The following is an 18608-nucleotide window of genomic DNA, read 5'->3' as shown; positions in this document are numbered from 1 at the left end:
TTTCCGGAGGCTGTACCGATGAAGTCAATGGTGTATCGCGGGCCCTACAAGGTGCGCGTGGAAGAAAAGGACATGCCACCGATCGAGCATCCAAACGATGCGATCGTGCGCGTGACCTTAGCCGCTATCTGTGGGTCCGACCTGCATCTATACCACGGGATGATGCCGGACACGAGGGTGGGAATGACGTTCGGTCACGAGTTCATCGGCGTAGTGGAGCAGGTTGGGCCGTCGGTGGAGCGGCTCAAGCCCGGGGACCGGGTCATGGTGCCGTTCAACATCTATTGCGGATCGTGCTATTTCTGCGCCCGCGGACTCTATTCCAACTGCCACAACGTCAACCCCAACGCTACCGCCGTCGGCGGCATCTACGGCTACTCGCACACGTGCGGAGGGTACGACGGCGGCCAGGCGGAGTTCGTGCGCGTCCCTTTCGCCGACGTCGGGCCCGGTTTGATCCCGGACTGGATGGATGACGAGGACGCGCTGCTGCTCACCGACGCCCTGCCTACAGGCTACTTCGGTGCCCAACTGGGCGACATCGCGGAAGGCGACACAGTGGTGGTGTTCGGCGCCGGTCCTGTGGGCCTGTTCGCCGCCAAGTCAGCGTGGCTGATGGGGGCGGGCCGGGTGATCGTTATCGACCACCTGGAGTACCGGCTCGAGAAAGCCCGCACCTTCGCGCACGCAGAAACGTACAACTTCGTGGAGTACGACGACATCGTGGTGCACCTGAAGAAGACTACCGACTACCTGGGCGCCGACGTCGTCATCGACGCCGTCGGGGCCGAGGCGGACGGCACCTTCCTCCAACACGTCACAGCCGCGAAACTGAAGCTGCAGGGCGGCTCCCCCATCGCGCTGAACTGGGCAATCGACTCCGTCCGTAAAGGGGGCACAGTGTCGGTGGTAGGCGCATATGGACCGCTTTTCAGCGCGGTGAAGTTCGGCGATGCCATGAATAAGGGCCTCACCCTCCGGATGAACCAGTGTCCGGTCAAACGGCAGTGGCCCAGGTTGTTCGAACACATCCGAAACGGTTACCTGAAGCCAAGCGACATCGTCACCCACCGCATCCCGCTGGAGCACATCGCAGAGGGTTACCACATCTTCTCAGCCAAGCTCGATGACTGCATCAAACCGCTCATCCTCCCCAATCCAGCCTGAAAGGACGACCAAACATGGATGAGATTCCGACTCCGTATACCGCCTCCATTGGGCCAGCGCTGAAGGAGCCTTCCGAAGACCTCCGTGCCCGCATCCCGGGATGGGGCGCGGACCTCGACCCGGCCGACCGGCCATCGTACCCTCGTGAACAGCCCGGCATCGAGACAGGAGCCCGCTGGGACTTCCCCGAACGCCAGGAAGAGAGGTGGCCGCGGGAGAGGTCGGTTGAACACGCGTTCGTCACACCTGTTTTCGGCACTTCCGCACCGCCCAAGGGTGTTTCGGGAGCTGTCCGGAAATACGCCTATAAGTACAGTGAGGGCCGCGCTGCCCACTGGCTGCTCCTCATTGCCGGGGACCGGCTCGACGCCTGGGAACACCACCTTCGCTCCCTTGCCACCCTACGCCCGGACAACCCGATCACTGAGACCGGGGTATTGAGTGAATTTTCACACCATGGGGTGAGTTCCCGGTTTGGGAGAAAGCGCACCGACCTGAGCCATCAGTGGATGGATCCCATCATCGCCGGCGTTCCCTGGGCTTTGGCGGCCGGCGGCTTGGTCGCCGCGTTCAAGGCCTTCAGGAAGCGGCGAACTGCCTGAGGACCGTCAACAGGCTTTCCATGGTCAGCCCACAGCGGCGTGCTCGTGATTGAGCGGTGACGATCGCGTTGTCGATTACTTGGGAGACGGACTCCTTGCTGCCCGCGTGGAGCTGTTGCGAACAACCAGCGTTGGCGCGGTAGGAGTGCGGTCCACTTCCCGACCCTCCATGGCCCCCACGAGCACCTCCATGCTCATTAGCGCCAGGGCGGTGAAGTCCTGCCGCACTGTGGTCAACGGCGGCAGGAAATAATCTGAACCTTCAATATCGTCAAACCCAACCACACTGACGTCCTCCGGGACGCGGACGCCGTTCTCAGTGAAAGCGCGGATGAGTCCGAGGGCTGTATGGTCGCTCGCGGCGAAGATCGCCTGCGGGATCTTCCCTCCCCGCACAAGCTGGAGGCCGGTTTCGTAAGCCCAGCGCGGACTCCAATCCCCTTCGGTGCAGAACCCCTGCGGTAGGCCGGCGTCACGCAGCGCGGCCTCCCAGCCGCGCTTTCGGACCCGACCGTCGAACCAGTCCATGGATCCAGCCAGGTGGGCAATGTCGGTGTGGCCCAGGTCGATGAGGTGCTGGGTGGCCAGACGTGCTCCAAGCTCCTGGTTTTCGGAGTATGTGAAGACGTTGGGGGTCGACGACGCTCCCGCGGCAATCATCTCCACAGGCACCCGGCACGTAGCGTTCCATACAGCTGATGCCATGTCGACGACCGGTGCAATAACGATGATCCCGCCGACGCCAATGTCGTCGAGGGTGTCGAGCGCCGCTTGTACGGAATCCGCGTACGGCGTTTCGGCACTGATCACGGTTGTGGCATAGCCCTTCTTTCGGGCGACGTTTTCCAAGGCCATCAGCGTCCCGACGGGGCCGAACCGGGGGGAACCGTCAGTGACGATGCCGATGGAAGTAGACCGGCTCGTGACCAGCGCGGTTGCCGCCCTGTTTCGGCGATATCCGATGTCCTGGATGACCTGCAGAACGCGTTGGCGGGTGGCGGCACTGACATCCGGTGCGTCGTTGAGGACGCGTGAGACAGTCCCAAACGAAACTCCGGCAACTTTTGCTACGTCGTTGATGGTTGGCTTCCGGCGTAACGCGACTTCCGGACCACGTCCGTTCGCTCCGTGCGGGACTCCAGCGTCTGCCATGCTCTCTCCTGTCTCGCGCCGCCGTATCAACGCCGGCGGCGGACTTCCTGCCTCCTCATCCTACGTTGACGGATTGAGTCGCCGAGTTCCCACACTCCGCTGCTGTGAGGTTTGACACTCATCACCGTAAACGTTTACGATCACTTCCGTAAACGTTTACGGTCTGATCTCGTTAGCGTTTACGGCCCCGATATTCAATGAGGAAGGAGCGGAATGCCTGGCAGTGTCGCAGACGTACTCGCGCTCCACCCCACCGCGGGGTTTCGGGATATCGACCACGACCAGTGGACGAATCTGGAAGTGCTCCTCACGGACGCTGCCCGCAACGACCTTGGCGGGGCAGTAAGCACCTTCGTCTCCCCCGGCTCCTCCGCAGTACTGGGCGTCTTCGACGGCCTCGGCCTATGGGCCAGCCTGGTCATCACGGTCGACGACTTCGGCTCAGCCGAAACGGTCTCCACCATCGGCGGCCCCGTCGCAAAAGAGGCCAGGGAAATCGCCACCGCTGCAAGCGAAGCGGTGACATGGGTCCAGTCCAACCACGGGCCCTGTTCAGTCGGCTTCTTTGTCGAGAAAGCACATGCCGAAGCCCTCCTGAGGGCCTCGGACAAAGCAGCCGCTGTCCGGACGGCGGCGGCAACAGGCGGACTGGTCTTGTCGCCCGTTCCAACGGCACTGGCCCTGGCTCTCGCCTGACAATCCAAACTATCCATCCATCAACCCACTCAAAAGCACTGGAGAACAATGATGATCCGCAGGCTTCCCATCCTGGCCGTGGCAGCAGTCCTGTCACTTTCCGTCGCCTCGTGCAGCAGTTCGGCAACTGGAACCTCAAACGCCCCCGACTCCGGCGTGTCCGAGAAAGCCCAACTGGCCCTCGAGAAGATCAAGGGCCAGGTGTTGAGCAAAGGCCCTAACGGCGAGACGCCGTCCCCGGCCTCCGTGGCCGACCTGACGCCCGAAGAAATCGAGAAGATCAAAGGCCTGAACGCCAAAGCAGCGATCGTGATGCACTACGGCGGCAATGACTGGGCCACGGCCCAAGTCAATGGACTCAAGAGCGAACTGGACAAGCTCGGTATCAAGGTCATCGCCACGACAGACGCGAACTTCAAGCCGGACAAGCAGGTTTCGGACATCGAAACAGTCATGACGCAAAACCCGGACGTGATCATCTCCATCCCCACAGACCCCGTGGCCACAGCTTCCGCATACAAGAAAGCAGCGGCCGCCGGCACGAAGCTCGTCTTCATGGACAACGTCCCCCAGGGACTGACAGCCGGCAAGGATTACGTTTCGGTTGTCTCGGCTGACAACTATGGCAACGGTGTCGTGTCAGCCCACCAAATGGCCAAAGCGCTCGGTGGCAAGGGAAAGGTGGGGCTTGTCTACCACCAGGCCGACTTCTTCGTCACCAAACAACGCCATGAAGGATTCAAGGACACGATCACCAAGGAATACCCGGAGATCCAGATCGTGGAAGAGAAGGGTATCGCTGGCCCTGACTTTGCAGGAGACGCCCAGGCGGCTGCCAACGCCATGATCAGCAAGTATCCCGACCTGGCCGGAATCTGGGCCGTATGGGACGTCCCCGCAGAAGGCGTCATGGCCGCAGCGCGCGCCGCAGGCCGCCAGGATTTGAAAATCGCCACTGAGGACCTCGGAAAGAACGTGGCCATCGCCTTGGCCAAGAACGAGCTCGTCGTCGGCCTCGGCGCCCAGGTCCCCTTCGACCAGGGTGTTACGGAAGCGCGGCTCGCAGCAGGGGCACTGATCGGCAAGGAAGCTCCGGCATACGTTGCACTGAGCGCCCTCCCCGTGGACCACTCCAACGTCCTCGAAGCATGGAAGCAGGTCTACCACGAGGACGCTCCCAAGGACATCCAAGAGTCCTACAAGCAATAGCCAGACCCGACCGGTGCGGGGGCCCTTTACCCCCGCACCGGCACCGAAAGGGCAGAATATGAACACCGCAGACAATGTCGTCCAGATGCGCTCCATCTCCAAGGGCTTCAACGGCGTCTCCGTCCTGAAGGATGTCAGCTTCGACGTACGCAAGGGAGAGGTGCACGCACTGGCAGGCGGAAACGGCGCCGGCAAGTCCACGCTCATGAAGATCCTCCAGGGCGTGTACCAGCCAGACGCCGGGGAGATCCTCATCGGAGGCGAGCAGGCCGCCATCACGTCGATCCAGGACGCGAAGGCCGCGGGAATCGGAATGGTCTTCCAGGAATTCAGCCTCGTGCCGAGCCTGACTGTCGCGCAGAACATCTTCCTGGCCGCTGAACCACTCGGCCGGGGCGGCCTCATCGATGACCGTGCCGCGGTAAGGCGGGCCAATGAAGTCTTTGCCGAGATGGAGGTCGAAGTTGACGCCAGCGCGGAGGTCTCCCGGCTGGGCACGGCCTATTGGCAGCTGACTGAAATCGCCAAGGCGCTCTCCCAGAACGCCCAGGTGCTGATCATGGATGAACCCACGGCCAGCCTGGCCCGGCATGAGTGTGAAGCCCTCTTCGAACTGATCGACCGGCTGAAGCGGCGGGGCATCTCAATCATCTATATCTCCCACCGCATGGATGAGGTGTACAGGCTCGCGGACCGGATCACCATACTGCGGGACGGGCAACACCTCCTCACCAAGGCACTCACCGACGTTACTCCAGAGCAGATCGTGGAAGGGATCGTGGGAAAGAAGGTAGAGGGCGAGCTCAGCTATCGTGCGCGGAATGGGGTGTCCCACGACCTTGAGCCCTTGCTGGAAGTGCGGGACCTGAACGCGGGCCCGCGGGTGCGGAACATATCGTTTGCACTCCGGCCCGGCGAGATCCTTGGACTTGCAGGGCTCATGGGCAGTGGACGCACCGAGCTCGCACGCGCTCTCTTTGGCATTGACAAACTGGACAGTGGACAGGTCCTGATCCGAGGCAAAGAGGTGACGCTATCCTCACCGCAGCAGGCCATCAACGCAGGCGTCGCACTCATCCCGGAGGACCGTAGGGCTCAAGGCCTTGTCCTGGAGCACTCGGTCCAGGACAACCTGCTTCTGCCGTTGCTGGGGCAGATACGCAGTGGTGGGCTGTTGGATGGCGCCAAAGCCAAAGCGCTGTCCGCCTCACTGATCAAGCGCTTCGCAGTCAAAGTGGCTCACCCCAATCGGCCGGTACGGCTGCTCTCCGGAGGCAACCAGCAAAAGGTCGTCATCGCGAAGTGGCTGGGTACTGACCCGGATATTTTGATTCTCGACGAGCCGACGGCCGGAGTCGACATCGGCACTAAAAGCGAAATTCTGGACATGATCCGTGAGCTTGCCAGCGCCGGGAAAGCCGTCATCGTCATCTCCTCCGAATATCCGGAACTACTCGCGGTCAGCGACCGCGTCCTCGTCCTCAAGGACGGCTCAATCATCCGTGACATCCCCCGCAGCGCCATCGCTGACGAGGAATATCTCCAACTTGCAGTCCAGGGAGTATGAACAGTGAGCAAGACAAACACCATCGCATCCCGGGATACCGGGGCTACCCGCACTTTAGGCACGTTTCTGAAGGAACTTGACTGGCGACGCTACGTCATTTACATCGGCTTCGTCGTCGTCTTCCTCTTTTTCGCCGTTCTGTTGCGCGACCAAGGCTTCCTGTCGCCAAACAATCTTCTGAACATTTTCCGCCAGACCGCCACCATTACTGTCATCGCCGTCGGCATGACGTATGTTATCGCGTGCGCCGAGATCGACCTGAGCGTGGGATCCGTCGCCGGCCTTTCCAGTGTCTGCACTGCGATGGCACTCTCCCAGTGGGGCCTGGTTCCCGGCATCCTTGCCGGCCTCGCTGTCGGTCTCGTGGTCGGCTCCATCAACGGTGCCCTCGTCAGCCTCCTGGGCATCCCTTCCTTCCTGGTGACGCTTGGCATGCTCGGAATAGCCGTCGGGGTCGCTCAGTGGATCACCGCCTCCGCCCCGCAGCCCATCCTGAACGATACGTTCAACACGCTCTTCGGATCGGGGAACTTCGGCCCTATTCCGGGCCTTGTTATCTGGAGCGCCATCTTCGTGGCCATCGGCGCCGTCGTCCTCAACCGCACCAGGTTCGGCCGGCAGGTCCTGGCCACAGGCGGCAACCGCAACGCCGCTGACTTCACCGGAATCAATACCAAGCGCATCAAGTTCCAGGTGCTGCTGATTTCCGGGATGGTCGCGAGTGTTGCCGGCATGCTTTACGCCGGCCGCCTTCAGTCAGGCCGGTTCCAGTGGGGGGCCGGCGATGAGCTCTCCGCCATCGCTGCAGTCATTCTGGGCGGGACCAGCCTCTTCGGCGGTTTCGGCTCCATCGTCGGAACACTTTTTGGCGCCCTTCTGATTGGCCTGATCAACAACGGCCTGATCCTGGCAGGACTCGACAGCAGCCAGCAGCAGGTTGTCCGTGGCGTAATCATCATCCTGGCAGTCGCGCTTGCCCGGAAGAAGTGACGGTCCATGTCTTCCACTCCACGCGCCGGCATCATCGGCACCGGATTCATGGGCGCCGTGCATTCCCACGCGGTACGCGCGGCGGGGAGCACCATCAGCGCAGTTGCCGCCAGCAGCCAGGCCGCCGCTGAGGCGGCAACCGGACGGTTGGGTGCCATGGCCGCGGCCGAAAGCCCTGAGGCGCTGATCGCACGGGACGACGTCGACGTCGTCCATATCTGCACTCCGAATTCCACCCACGCGGACCTGGCACGCAAGGCCATTGCAGCAGGCAAAGCCGTTATCTGCGAGAAACCTCTGGCTACCAGCGTCGAGGATGCCAGCGAACTGACCCGCCTCGCAGACCAGGCAGGCGTCGTCACGGCAGTGCCCTTCGTCTACAGGTTTTATCCGGCCGTCCGCGAGGCACGCGACCGCATACTCGACGGCGGGGCAGGCCGCCTTTGGCTGTTGCACGGCTCCTATCTCCAGGACTGGCTGGCAGGTGCCGACGCGACGAACTGGCGGGTTGACCCCAAGCTAGGCGGAGGCTCAAGGGCATTTGGCGATATCGGCGTGCACTGGTGCGACCTGATGGAGTTCACCACGGGACATCGCATCACCAGGATCATGGCAAGGACGGGCCGTGCCTATGACAAGCGCGAAACCCGGGGACGGCTGTCCACCGTGGCCACCGAGGACGGCGCAACACTCCTGTTCGACACCGACAAAGGTGCCACAGGTTCGCTGGTGGTCAGCCAGGTCAGCCCTGGCAGGAAGAACCGCCTGTGGTTCTCGTTCGACGGAACTGAAGCATCGTTCAGCTTCAACCAGGAATCACCGGACACGCTGCACATAGGTCGCACTGATTCCACGTCCGTCGTCCCCGTGGGGCCGCAGACGCTGACCACCCCCGGCGGCCGGCACTACGCCAAGCTTCCAGCAGGTCATCCCCAGGGCTACCAGGACAGTTTCAACGCTTTCGTCGCAGATACCTATGCCGCTGTCCAGGGTCAGAAGCCCGAGGGCCTCCCCACGTTCCGCGACGGCCTGCGGGCAGCACTCCTGACTGAGGCCGTCGTCACCTCCGCCCGCGAAGAGTCGTGGATCGACCTTCGCCTCCCTGACAACCCGCTCGAATCTCCCATGACTTCCCCTGCACTCGAAAGGACCATGCAATGAAACTCGGATATTGTTCCATCACTTGGGGCGGCGTCGTCGGTCACGCCCAAGGCGTGACGAGCGTCAAAGACCTCTTTTACCTGACCCATGGATCAATGCGGGATGCCGTCAAGGACATCGCTTCGGTCGGATACCAGGGCGTCGAGATGTTCGACGGCAACCTCGCAGAGTACGCCGACAAGCCTGAGGAGCTGAAGGAGATCCTCAGCAGTAGCGGTGTGGCATTGACCAGCGTCTACACCGGAGCGAATTTCATCTACACCGATATCCTCCCTGATGAGATGCACCGGCTCCACACTGCCGCGGAATTGGCTGCGAACTTTGGGGCTGAACGGCTGGTTGTGGGGGGCGGAGCGCGGCGTGCGGCCGGGACCACGGACCAGGACTACCACCGCCTGGGCCACGCGCTGGACCGGGTTGCCGACATCGCCGAAAGCTTTGGCCTGTCGGCAAGCTACCACCCCCATTTGAGCACGATCGTGGAGAGCCCCGATGAGTTGGACCGGCTCATGCCCCTCACCAGGATCGGCTTCTGCCCGGACACCGCACATCTCGCAGCTGGTGGTGCGGACCCGGCCGCGGTCATCCGCAAATATGCCGACAGAATCCAGCACGTTCACCTCAAGGACTTCCAGCGGGACCCGTTCAATTTCCTGCCGCTCGGCGAAGGCGAACTCGATTTCCCGGACATCATCGCCGCTATCCGTGAAAGCGGATACGACAGCTGGCTCATGGTCGAACTGGACAACTACGACGGCGACCCCCGGGTAGCGGCCGAACTCAGCAAAAAGTACCTCGAGAAGCTCCTCTAACCAACCTCATGACCACTGGGGAAGCCTTCATCGGTGCTACCCCCAAACTTCCGGAAGGAACAGGATCCACATGCAGAACCTCAATGTCGGCCTCATCGGCGGAGGGTTCATGGGCAAAGCCCACTCCCTCGCCTACGCCGCTATGCCCATGTTCTTTTGGCCCGCCCCGGCTCTGCCGGTTCGCAAAGTCATTGCGGAGGCCACTCCAGAGCTCGCCGACGAGGCGGCCCGTCGATTCGGCTTCGAAACCTCCACTTCAGACTGGCGCAGCATCATCGACGATCCGGATATCCACGTCGTCGACATCGCCACACCCAACCACCTCCACGCGGAAATCGCCATCGCGGCCGCCGAAGCAGGCAAACATATCATCTGCGAAAAGCCGCTCGCCCGCACCGGCGAAGAGTCCAAAGCCATGTACGAGGCCGTCAAGGACAAAGACATTGTCCACATGGTCGCCTTCAACTACCGACGCACCCCCGCAGTGGCGCTGGCGAAGAAGTACATCGAAGAAGGGTCCATTGGCCAAATCCTCAGTTTCCGCGGAACGTATCTGCAGGACTGGAGTGCCGACCCTAACTCCCCCCTTTCATGGCGCTTCCAGAAATCCATCGCCGGTTCCGGTGCTCTTGGCGACATTGCAACCCACGTCATAGACATGGCCCGCTACCTCGTTGGGGAGTTCAGCTCCGTCAACGCCGTCCTCTCGACGTGGATCCCTGAACGTCCGCTGCAGTCCGGCGGCGCCGACGCACTCGGCACGGTTCGGGGTGGGGAAGGTCCACGCGGCCAAGTTGATGTGGACGACGAAGTAATGACCATGATCCGTTTTGCCAACGGAGCGGTTGGATCCGTCGAAGCGACGCGAAACGCGCACGGAAGAAACAACTACATCACCTTCGAGATCCACGGCACGGAAGGCAGCATTGTCTTCAACTACGAGCGCCGCGACGAGTTGCAGGTGTGCTTCGCTTCAGACCAAGCAGACCGTCGTGGATTCCGGACCGTTTACACCGGCCCGGCTCATCCCTACGGTGATGGCCTTTGGCCCATCCCGGCCCTGGGCATTGGTTACGGGGAAACGAAGATTATCGAGGCCTATGACTTCTTCAAGGCAATCGCCGAAGGCGGGACCGTAAACCCCAACTTCGCCGACGGCTATCAAGTGGCCCTCATCGACGACGCCATCGTCGAATCAGCAGCAAAAGAATCATGGGTGGAAGTTCCACAGATCACCGCGTGATCCAGTCCGGGAGGGACGGGGAAGGCCCCGTCCCTCCCACCCCTTGGACAATTCAGGAAGATAGGATGCTCCATCCCATGCCAACGCACGAAAGGGCCACAGAAGTGTGGCTCAAGCCGGTTTTCATCGCCAAAGCAGGCTGTGAAGCCGAACTTCAGGAAGCGCTCCGCTCATTGCAGACCCTCAGCCGAAACGACCCGGGATGCCTGGAGTACACCGTTTTCGCTGACGGGGAGCGCCCGGGCACCTTCGTGCTCTTTGAGGGGTGGGCCCGCCAGGAGGACCTTGAAGCCCATAACCAGGAAGTCCACGTCAGGGCTTTTGTGGAGGCGGTGAAGCCGTTGCTGGCCACGCCGTTCTCCGTCACTCCTCTTGTTCCCCTCCTCGGCGCACCGCCTGTGCTGCCCGAATGACCGTGGAAGCTCTTGCGTCCACGGCTCTTAACGGTGCACAAAAAGTTGCCGTCGTGCTCATGCAACTCAGCCCAATCAGCGCCGCGTCCCTTCTTGCACAGTTTTCAGAATCCGAGGCTGAAGAGATCGCCGCAGAGATAGTTCGACTCCGCAGAGTCAGCTCTTCCGTGGCGAACACAGTGATAAACGAGTTCCATGCCCATATCGCCGGTGGGCGCCGCACCTCCCGAGGCGGTCATGACTTCGCAGCAGGCCTGCTGGAGGCGTCCTTCGGCGCTGATAAAGCCGCAGGTCTCATGGAACGGCTCAGCTCCAGCCTCGCCGGAAAGTCCTTCGACTTCCTGGAACCAATATCCCCTGAGCAGATCGTCGCACTTATCGACGGTGAGCTCCCACAAACCATGGCCTTGGTGCTCACCCATCTGAGGGCCAGCAAAGCCTCGTTGGTGCTTGCCGGGCTCGACGACGGACAGGCCAGCGAAGTGGCGCTTTGTATCGCCACGATGGGTCCCGTGGCTCCGGAGGTTGTTTCGGTAGTTGCCGAGATACTCAAACAACGTGCCGGATCAGTAGCCTCGCCAGGGGCGTCCAGCGACAAAGTCGGGGGCATCCAACCCCTGGTGGACATCATCACCCGATCTGACAACAAAACTGAGCGCTCGGTTCTGGAGGGCTTGGATTCCCTCGATCCTGAACTCGCCGGTGAGGTCCGCGCCCAAATGCTGACTTTCAAGGACGTTCTCCGGCTCGAACGACGGGATCTCCAGCGGATTCTGCGCACCATCAGCCCGAAGGTCCTGGGGACGGCACTCAAGGGCGCCTCAGCGGTGCTGCTCGAAACTGTCCGGAGCAACATCTCGGATCGGAACAAGGAAATCCTGGAATTCGAAATGGCCAATTCAGGGCCGCTCCGGGCATCGCAAGTAGAAGAGGCGCGTGCCCAGATCGTGCGTTCCATCCGCGAAGGAACCGCGAACGGCTCAATCGTCATACACCGCGCCGACGATGAGGACTACATTGACTGACGCCACCTCTCATGAGATTTCCCCCCGGCGCAACGACATGGCCGACGCGGTATTCCTGCCCCTGGACGACTATCTCGGCACCATAGGGATTCGCAGGGCAGTTCTCCTGTGCCAACTGCCATTGTCGGTCATGATGACCCTCATCCTCTTCCTGGCTCTCCTGTTCAAACCCGCGACTCCCTGGGATCCCGGGGTCTTCCTTATCCCGTTCCTCCATGTGCTGATTCCTGCCGCATGCCTTGTCCTTCCCTGGCATCGGCTTCCAGCAGGGAGTTTCGTCCTCATCCCCGTGGCCGATTGCCTTAGCGTGGGACTTCTTCGCGAGATCGGAGGTCCGGTCCTTAGCGTGGTGGGACTACTGATGGCGTTCCCCGTCATTTGGTTATCAGTCAGCGTCAATCGGGTCCGCTTGGCCTTGGCCATCATGGCGCCCATTGTCGCCACCCTTGCTTCGCCGCTGGCCTTGGGGCACGAGATCGAACCGTCCGAAATGATCCGCATGATCGTGTTTCCGACCATCATGGCCGGGCTCGCTTTCACGGGGCACGCTGTTGCCCGCGGACTCACCAAACACCGCGAGATACTCAATCAAAATGACCGGGATCTGGAGCTTTTGAACAAGGCGACAGCCGACCACGCCCAGCTCCTGGATACGGTCCTTGAAACGGTGAACGTCGGCGTGTGGGCCATGGACACCAACGGCACCGACATACTTACTAACCGCCGGTTTCGGTCGGGCCGCTCGTGGAGCCGTGAAAACGTCGGTGAAAAGAACCCCTTCACCATATGTCCGGGACAGGTGCCCGAAGACTCCCCCAGCCCTGCCGAACTCGCTGCGGATGGCGCAACGTTTACCCACCGGCTGATCAGGGTTGGACCGAACAAGGATCACCAGCGGACCTTTTCCGCCGCCGCCCGCCCACTGCTGGGGGAATCCGGCCATCTAAAAGGCTCAGTGCTTGCCTTCACCGATGTGAGCGCTTTAGTGAAAGCCCAGACAGCCCGGGACAAATTCGTTGCCACTGTCTCCCACGAGCTTCGCACACCGCTGACATCAATTCTTGGCTATCTGGAAATCCTCGACGAACACCCGGACCCTCAGTACCTGGGCATCATCGAACGGAACGCTGAACGGTTGTTGGCCCTGATCAATAATCTGCTCCTGGTTGCCTGCGAGGAGCTGGAAATCCGACGCCGCCCAACCAACATTGGCGACCTCCTGCAGGAATCAGTAAGAGCCGCGAAATCCGAGGCGGCCGCCAGGGGCGTCACCGTCACGTTATCGATCCAAGGAGACGCGGAAGCCGGGGTGGATCCCCGCCATTTCGCCAAAGCCGTTGATGAGCTGCTGTCCAACGCCATCAAGTTCTCCCCTGAGGGCCGAAACGTCTCAGTCGTCCTTCGGGACGCTGCCGACAGGATTGAGTTGACCGTCAGCGACCAAGGGTTCGGCATGACACAACAAGAACAGGATGCGGCCTTCACGACGTTCTTCAAAGCCGACCATGCCATGGAAACGGCAATTCCGGGCGCAGGTCTGGGGCTGCCCCTGTGCAAAGCCATCATCGAGGCCCACGCTGGAACCATCAAACTGGAAAGCCAGCCGAAGTCCGGGACAACGGTGACCATTGCGATGCCGCGCTAGATACCGTTGCGTCGAGTCAGCCTACGTGGACCCACGGGCGCCGGCTGACGTCCGGTCCCGCTTCGCGCAGCACCTCGCGGGTCACTGGCGCGATTTCGCCTTCGCCCAGGAACAGGAATTTCAGGAGGTTGATCACGGGGTTCCCTTCGGTCCAGCGGAAGTAGACGTGCGGCATCATCCCGGTCACATCACGGATGTGGAGCAGCACGGAGGCGATGGTATTAGGCACCACAGGACCGTGGACCTCCAGGATCCTGTAGCCGTGCCGGGTTATGCCATGAACCGCTAGTTCCGTTTCGAAATCCGACGAGTCATCCACAACCACTTCCAGGAACAGCGGTTGTTCGCCGGAGGGCAGGTGGCTTACTTCAATAGCGGACTCGAGCTTTTCCCTGTAGGCCTGCGGGGTCAGCCGGAGTGGTTCGTGGGCGATGAGCCGTATGGGGCCCTCCCAGGTTTCTGAGATGAACCCGACAGCTTGCTCGTCCATGTGGACTCTGGTGGCATGGAGCTCAAAGGAACGTCGGACGCGTGAGAGGAACGAGACGACGATGATCCCTGCGATGAACACTGCAGCGATTCGAAGACCCTCGGGCCGCTCGAAGATGTTTGCCACGGTGGTGTAGATAAAGACCACGGCAATGATTCCGAATGCCACAGTCCGCTTCCCCTGGTGATGACGGCGGGCGGACAAGGTCACAGCCGTGGCCGCCGACATCATCAGCACCAGCACTCCGGTGGCGTACGCGCCGCCTTGGGCATCGACGTCGGCGTTGAAGATGAAGGTGATCAGGAACCCGACCAGCGTGAAGACGAGCACGAGTGGTCGAACAGCTTTGGCCCATTCCGGAGCCATGCCGTAGCGCGGCAGGTAGCGTGGCACCAGGTTGAGCAACCCGGCCATGGCGGACGCGCCAGCAAACCACAGGATGGCGATTGTGCTGATGTCATAGAACGTACCGAAGCCGACGCCAAGGTATTCATGGGCAATGAATGCCAAAGCACGACCGTTGGCTTGGCCGCCAGCCTGGAATTCATGTTGGGGTATCAGGATGACGGTGGTGAAGCTCGTCGTGATCAGGAAACTGCTCATAATCACGGCAGCAGTCGTCAGCAGCCGGCGGGTTCCCTGGATGCGACCGATCGGCTGTTCCGCGGTGTCGCCGGCCTTCCCACGCACCTGCGGCATGACCGCAACACCTGTTTCGAAGCCGGAGAGTCCCAGCGCAAGCTTGGGGAATACGAGCAAGGCGATACCCACAGCGAGCAACGGGTTCCCATGAGAGGTGGTGAGCGCAAGCCACCAGTCATGGACGGCTGCCGGGTGCGTCACGGCTTCGGAGATGGACGTCGCAACTACGACGACGTTAAGGCTGAGGTAGAGGGCCACAAGAACGACGGCGATATTCACGGCTTCCTTGAATCCCCGAAGGAATACGGCTCCGAGCAGCGCCAAAAGGAACAGCGTCACGGGCACGTTTTGATCGTGCAACCAGTCGGGCACCAGGGGGTTTTGGATCAAGTGCGCAGTGGCGTCCGCGGCAGAGAGCGTCATGGTGATCATGAAGTCCGTGGCGGCAAACCCGAGCAGGACCAGTACGATCAGTTTCCCGCCCCACCGGGGCAGCAGGCGCTCCAGCATGGCGATGGAACCCTCACCGCGATGACTCTCGCCGGCTACCCTTCTGTAGACGGGCAAGGCACCCAGCAACGTGACGGCCACCAGGACCAGGGTTGCCAGGGGCGAGATGACGCCGGCGGCCAAGGCAGCGATGGCTGGCTGGTAGCCAAGCGTGGAGAAATAGTCGACGCCGGTCAGGCACATGACCTGCCACCATGAGTGCTTCCGGGCGTGCGCATCGCTGACGCCGCCCGGTCCCTGGTGGGTACCCTTGCTGTCCTGAAGACCAAAGAGAAGCCAGCTCCGGAATCGGCTGCGCGCATCAGGATGCAACGCTGACGGATCCGCCGGTGGCCGGCTCATCGTTGTCATCCCGGCCTCTTCCGCGGGTCTCACTGGCCTTGTTCTCTGCTGAACATAACACCGCCGCTCCACCGCGGTTGCCGCTCTTGATGAATCCTTAACGCGCGCTACTTAACGCGCCTGGTGCCAGCTGAAGCGGGCAAAGAACAGGCTGCCGACAGCAGGGCACGGCTGGCTCGAAGCGCAAGGCCGGCCTGCCGTCGTCGGCCATTCAGATCTAGTCTTGGAAGTGTGTCGTTGTTCTACCTGTGGCGCCGGAGCGGCCCGCAACGATCCCTTCCGCGAGATCGTGGACCTTCTGGTTGCGGTTCTGGGAGGCCCTGATGAGAAATTCGAAAGCCTCGTCCTGGGAGCAGCGGCTTTCGGTCATGACGATCCCCGTCGCGATATCGATGGCTGTCCGGCGTTCCATGGCGGCCCTGAGATCTTCGGCAAGCAGGTCCGCGGATGCAATTCGGAGGGCCAGCCGAAGGGCCTGAGCGGCCATGTCCGCAAACTGGGTTGCCTCCGCAATGGCCGCCTGATTGAAAAGCCCTGTAGCGGGGGCGAAGAAGTTCAGGGCCGCCGACGCATCGTTCCCAAGCGCCAAGGGCACGCCCAAGACACTTCGGGCACCGGCTGCTGCAACATCTTTCGAGTACTTCGGCCATCGCTCGTCCGTTTGAGTATCCGCAAGAAGTACCGGCTGGGAGGTTTCGACGGCCTCCAGCACAGGTCCGGCGCCCAGGGATTGTTCGATGCCGTCCAGAAGGATGGCGTCGTCGCTGCTGCCTGCCAAAGTGGCTGCGCGTTTGCGGCGCCACAGCGTGACGGCGCATTCAATCCTTGCCCCGGTGACGCGGCTCAGGGTCGTGGCTGCGTAACGGGTCATGCCGTCAATAAAGCCCTTAACGTCCTCGGTTCCTGCTATCAGCTGGTGAAGACGCTGGAAGTCCGCGTTCTGCTCCTCAGTTTCCACATCCAGCATTCTAAAAGCGAGTAATTGCCAGAGCAAGAATGACTATCGGCGCAGGTCACACCAGCCAGCGCCACCAGCGCGGCTGTTCCGGTTCCGGCGTCGGTTCCGGTTCCGGTTCCTCGCCCAACGCCAAGGCGGCCTCGACGATGTCCTCGGCAGTGAGGGTCATAACGGCCTCGAGATCAAGGGAATCGAGGCTCTGTTCCTCGTTGAGCGACAGCCGTAGCGCTTGGCGGTTGAGCGCCTGCTCGAACAGTGTGCGGGCAAACCGTGCATTACCGGAGTCCTCGCCGGCGTGGAGCCCGCTCAGGATGCGGCGCAGCATCTGCTCCGCGCCTGGCTCCAACGTGTACTCGTGTTGGACCAACATCCTTTGGAAGATCGTCTGGAGTTCATCCACGGAATAGTCCGGGAAGGTAATCTCGCGGGCAAAGCGAGAACGCAGTCCAGGGTTCGAGAGCAAGAATGACTCCATCAAGCGTGGGTACCCCGCCACGATCACGACAAGCCGGTGCCGGTGGTCCTCCATCCGTTTCAGCAGGACCTCGATCGCCTCCGGGCCGAAGTCCGTCCGGCCGTCCTCCGGGGCCAGCGCGTATGCCTCGTCGATGAACAGGACGCCGTCCAGCGCGCGCCGGATCACCCGATCCGTCTTGATGGCGGTGGCGCCCACGTACTGCCCAACCAGTCCCGAACGGTCGACCTCGACCAGATGGCCTTTCTGCAGCAAGCCGACCGCGCGGTACATCTCGGCGAGAAGCCGCGCCACCGTCGTCTTGCCCGTGCCTGGGTTCCCGAGAAACACCAGATGCTGTGAGGTGGCCACTTCCGGCAGGCCGTGGGCCTTTCGGCGGGCCTGCACCTGGAGCAGTGCGACTAGTGCCCGCACCTGTTCTTTCACGGTCTCCAGCCCGACCAATGCGTCGAGCTCAGCCTGCACCTCAGAAAGCGGCCGGGCTGGACCGGGCCTGGCACCGATGAGGTCGCCCACCAGGTCGTCCACACGCTCCGAACCGGGCAGCTTGAGCTGATTGGCCAGATGGCCAATGGATTCCCTCAGGTCATCGAGCGGATTGCGGCTGGCAGCCATACATCCACTGTAACTCCCGGTTCCCCAAATTCGGCGGGGCTGGTCCACCCGCATTAATCCGCAACGGCCTCATGACCGGTGACGCTAGGGGTCCTGGCTGGCTAATTCCCCTGTGACTACTTCTCCCGGGATGCGAGCCGTGCGCCAGGTATCCACGGCGATGACCGCCCCGAGCACCACCAGCGACAGTGACACCGACGCAACCGCGTCGGTAAGCCAGTGATAACCGAGGTATATCCGGCTGACGGCCGCAAGGACAACACCAATGACGGCACAGAGAAAGCTGCCGACTGCGATCTTTGGGTTTCGATGCCGGGAGAAGACAAGGAACGTCAGGACAAGCAGGAAGTCCGACGCACCAAGGACGTGCCCGGACGGAAAGGAGAACGTGGTGTCGGCGCCGAACAGCATGAGGTCCACAGGTGGCCGCTGCCGGCCGACTGAGCGCCCGATGAGCTGCGCCAAACCCACCCCGGTGAGCATAGCGGCGGCCAGGAGCATGGGCCGCCACGCGTGTTTGGCGAGCAATCCCCAAGCCACTGTGACAACCAAAACAATGACCGGCAACCCAATGGGCCCGAAAATGACTGCGACAACAATCATCACCACCGTCAGCGGCTCTGAACGCATCGCGAGGAGCCAACTTTCAGCGGCTGCGTCATCCAGGGCGAGACCGTTCTTCTGTAGAACGCCGGTGAGCGTCACAAGGAAGAGCGTCACGCCAAGGACCGCCAGAATGACGGCCGTCGCGTAAAGGGCCCTCCTGGCCCTCGGCTCCATGAAGCGCTCCTCGACCACGAATTTTTGGTGGAAAATCTCCCACCAGCCGGGTCTTTGCGCTGATTCTCCCGCCACGATCCATCTCCTTCGATCCCCAGGGAAACCGTTCCTGAC

General features: G+C 61.7%; 17 protein-coding genes. 12 read left to right on the top strand and 5 right to left on the bottom strand.

Features of this window, described 5'->3' with window-relative positions:
* Positions 1–18: 18 nt before the first annotated feature.
* Entirely contained in the window at positions 19–1167 is a 1149-nt protein-coding gene (locus AC5RU9_RS06090; RefSeq protein WP_494015738.1) for a zinc-dependent alcohol dehydrogenase, read from the top strand.
* A 14-nt stretch (positions 1168–1181) separates the two neighbouring features.
* Positions 1182–1769 (top strand): hypothetical protein, encoded by a 588-nt coding sequence (locus AC5RU9_RS06085; protein ID WP_494015737.1) that lies wholly within the window; start codon positions 1182–1184, stop codon positions 1767–1769.
* Between the two features lie 75 nt (positions 1770–1844).
* On the opposite strand, the gene AC5RU9_RS06080 is transcribed toward AC5RU9_RS06085, so the two are convergent.
* Complete coding sequence (locus tag AC5RU9_RS06080; protein ID WP_211712542.1) at positions 1845–2921, bottom strand: LacI family DNA-binding transcriptional regulator; 1077 nt, start codon at positions 2919–2921, stop codon at positions 1845–1847.
* Between the two features lie 213 nt (positions 2922–3134).
* Here AC5RU9_RS06080 and AC5RU9_RS06075 point away from each other — a divergent pair, with 213 nt between their 5' ends.
* From AC5RU9_RS06075 to AC5RU9_RS06030, 10 genes are all read left to right on the top strand, one after another.
* A complete protein-coding gene (locus AC5RU9_RS06075) occupies positions 3135–3617 on the top strand; it encodes a hypothetical protein (protein ID WP_494015736.1) in 483 nt (160 codons plus the stop codon).
* Between the two features lie 48 nt (positions 3618–3665).
* The gene (locus AC5RU9_RS06070) at positions 3666–4826 is read left to right on the top strand and encodes a substrate-binding domain-containing protein (RefSeq protein WP_494015735.1); all 1161 of its coding nucleotides are present in this window, start codon (positions 3666–3668) and stop codon (positions 4824–4826) included.
* A 58-nt stretch (positions 4827–4884) separates the two neighbouring features.
* Positions 4885–6393, top strand: coding sequence for a sugar ABC transporter ATP-binding protein (locus tag AC5RU9_RS06065; RefSeq protein WP_494015734.1), 1509 nt, complete (start codon positions 4885–4887; stop codon positions 6391–6393).
* 3 nt (positions 6394–6396) lie between these two features.
* Positions 6397–7383: an ABC transporter permease gene (locus AC5RU9_RS06060; protein ID WP_211712538.1), complete on the top strand. Its 987-nt coding sequence runs from the start codon at positions 6397–6399 to the stop codon at positions 7381–7383.
* Between the two features lie 6 nt (positions 7384–7389).
* Complete coding sequence (locus tag AC5RU9_RS06055; protein WP_494015733.1) at positions 7390–8544, top strand: Gfo/Idh/MocA family protein; 1155 nt, start codon at positions 7390–7392, stop codon at positions 8542–8544.
* Positions 8541–9356, top strand: a complete 816-nt coding sequence (locus tag AC5RU9_RS06050) for a sugar phosphate isomerase/epimerase family protein (protein ID WP_494015732.1) — start codon at positions 8541–8543, stop codon at positions 9354–9356. Before AC5RU9_RS06055 ends, AC5RU9_RS06050 begins: the two co-directional genes overlap by 4 nt.
* A gap of 70 nt (positions 9357–9426) precedes the next feature.
* Complete coding sequence (locus AC5RU9_RS06045) at positions 9427–10599, top strand: levoglucosan dehydrogenase (RefSeq protein WP_494015731.1); 1173 nt, start codon at positions 9427–9429, stop codon at positions 10597–10599.
* Positions 10600–10676: 77 nt separating this feature from the next.
* On the top strand, positions 10677–11012 hold the full coding sequence (locus AC5RU9_RS06040; RefSeq protein ID WP_494015730.1) for a putative quinol monooxygenase: 336 nt from the start codon (positions 10677–10679) through the stop codon (positions 11010–11012).
* Entirely contained in the window at positions 11009–12037 is a 1029-nt protein-coding gene (gene fliG / locus AC5RU9_RS06035) for a flagellar motor switch protein FliG (protein WP_494015729.1), read from the top strand. Before AC5RU9_RS06040 ends, fliG begins: the two co-directional genes overlap by 4 nt.
* Positions 12030–13682, top strand: coding sequence for a PAS domain-containing sensor histidine kinase (locus tag AC5RU9_RS06030; RefSeq protein ID WP_494015728.1), 1653 nt, complete (start codon positions 12030–12032; stop codon positions 13680–13682). Before fliG ends, AC5RU9_RS06030 begins: the two co-directional genes overlap by 8 nt.
* Positions 13683–13698: 16 nt before the next feature.
* On the opposite strand, the gene AC5RU9_RS06025 is transcribed toward AC5RU9_RS06030, so the two are convergent.
* The 4 genes from AC5RU9_RS06025 to AC5RU9_RS06010 all read right to left on the bottom strand — a co-directional run bounded on the left by AC5RU9_RS06025 (position 13699) and on the right by AC5RU9_RS06010 (position 18569).
* Positions 13699–15675, bottom strand: a complete 1977-nt coding sequence (locus AC5RU9_RS06025) for an APC family permease (protein WP_494015727.1) — start codon at positions 15673–15675, stop codon at positions 13699–13701.
* Between the two features lie 208 nt (positions 15676–15883).
* Complete coding sequence (locus AC5RU9_RS06020) at positions 15884–16633, bottom strand: GAF and ANTAR domain-containing protein (protein WP_494015726.1); 750 nt, start codon at positions 16631–16633, stop codon at positions 15884–15886.
* A 46-nt stretch (positions 16634–16679) separates the two neighbouring features.
* On the bottom strand, positions 16680–17714 hold the full coding sequence (locus AC5RU9_RS06015; RefSeq protein ID WP_494015725.1) for an AAA family ATPase: 1035 nt from the start codon (positions 17712–17714) through the stop codon (positions 16680–16682).
* An 84-nt stretch (positions 17715–17798) separates the two neighbouring features.
* Positions 17799–18569, bottom strand: a complete 771-nt coding sequence (locus AC5RU9_RS06010) for a phosphatase PAP2 family protein (protein ID WP_494015724.1) — start codon at positions 18567–18569, stop codon at positions 17799–17801.
* Positions 18570–18608: the final 39 nt, after the last annotated feature.

This window comes from Arthrobacter sp. B0316-5-4 (assembly GCF_059090325.1).
Note: the sequence above shows the minus strand (reverse complement) of the source record. Positions and strands in the feature narration are given on the sequence as shown.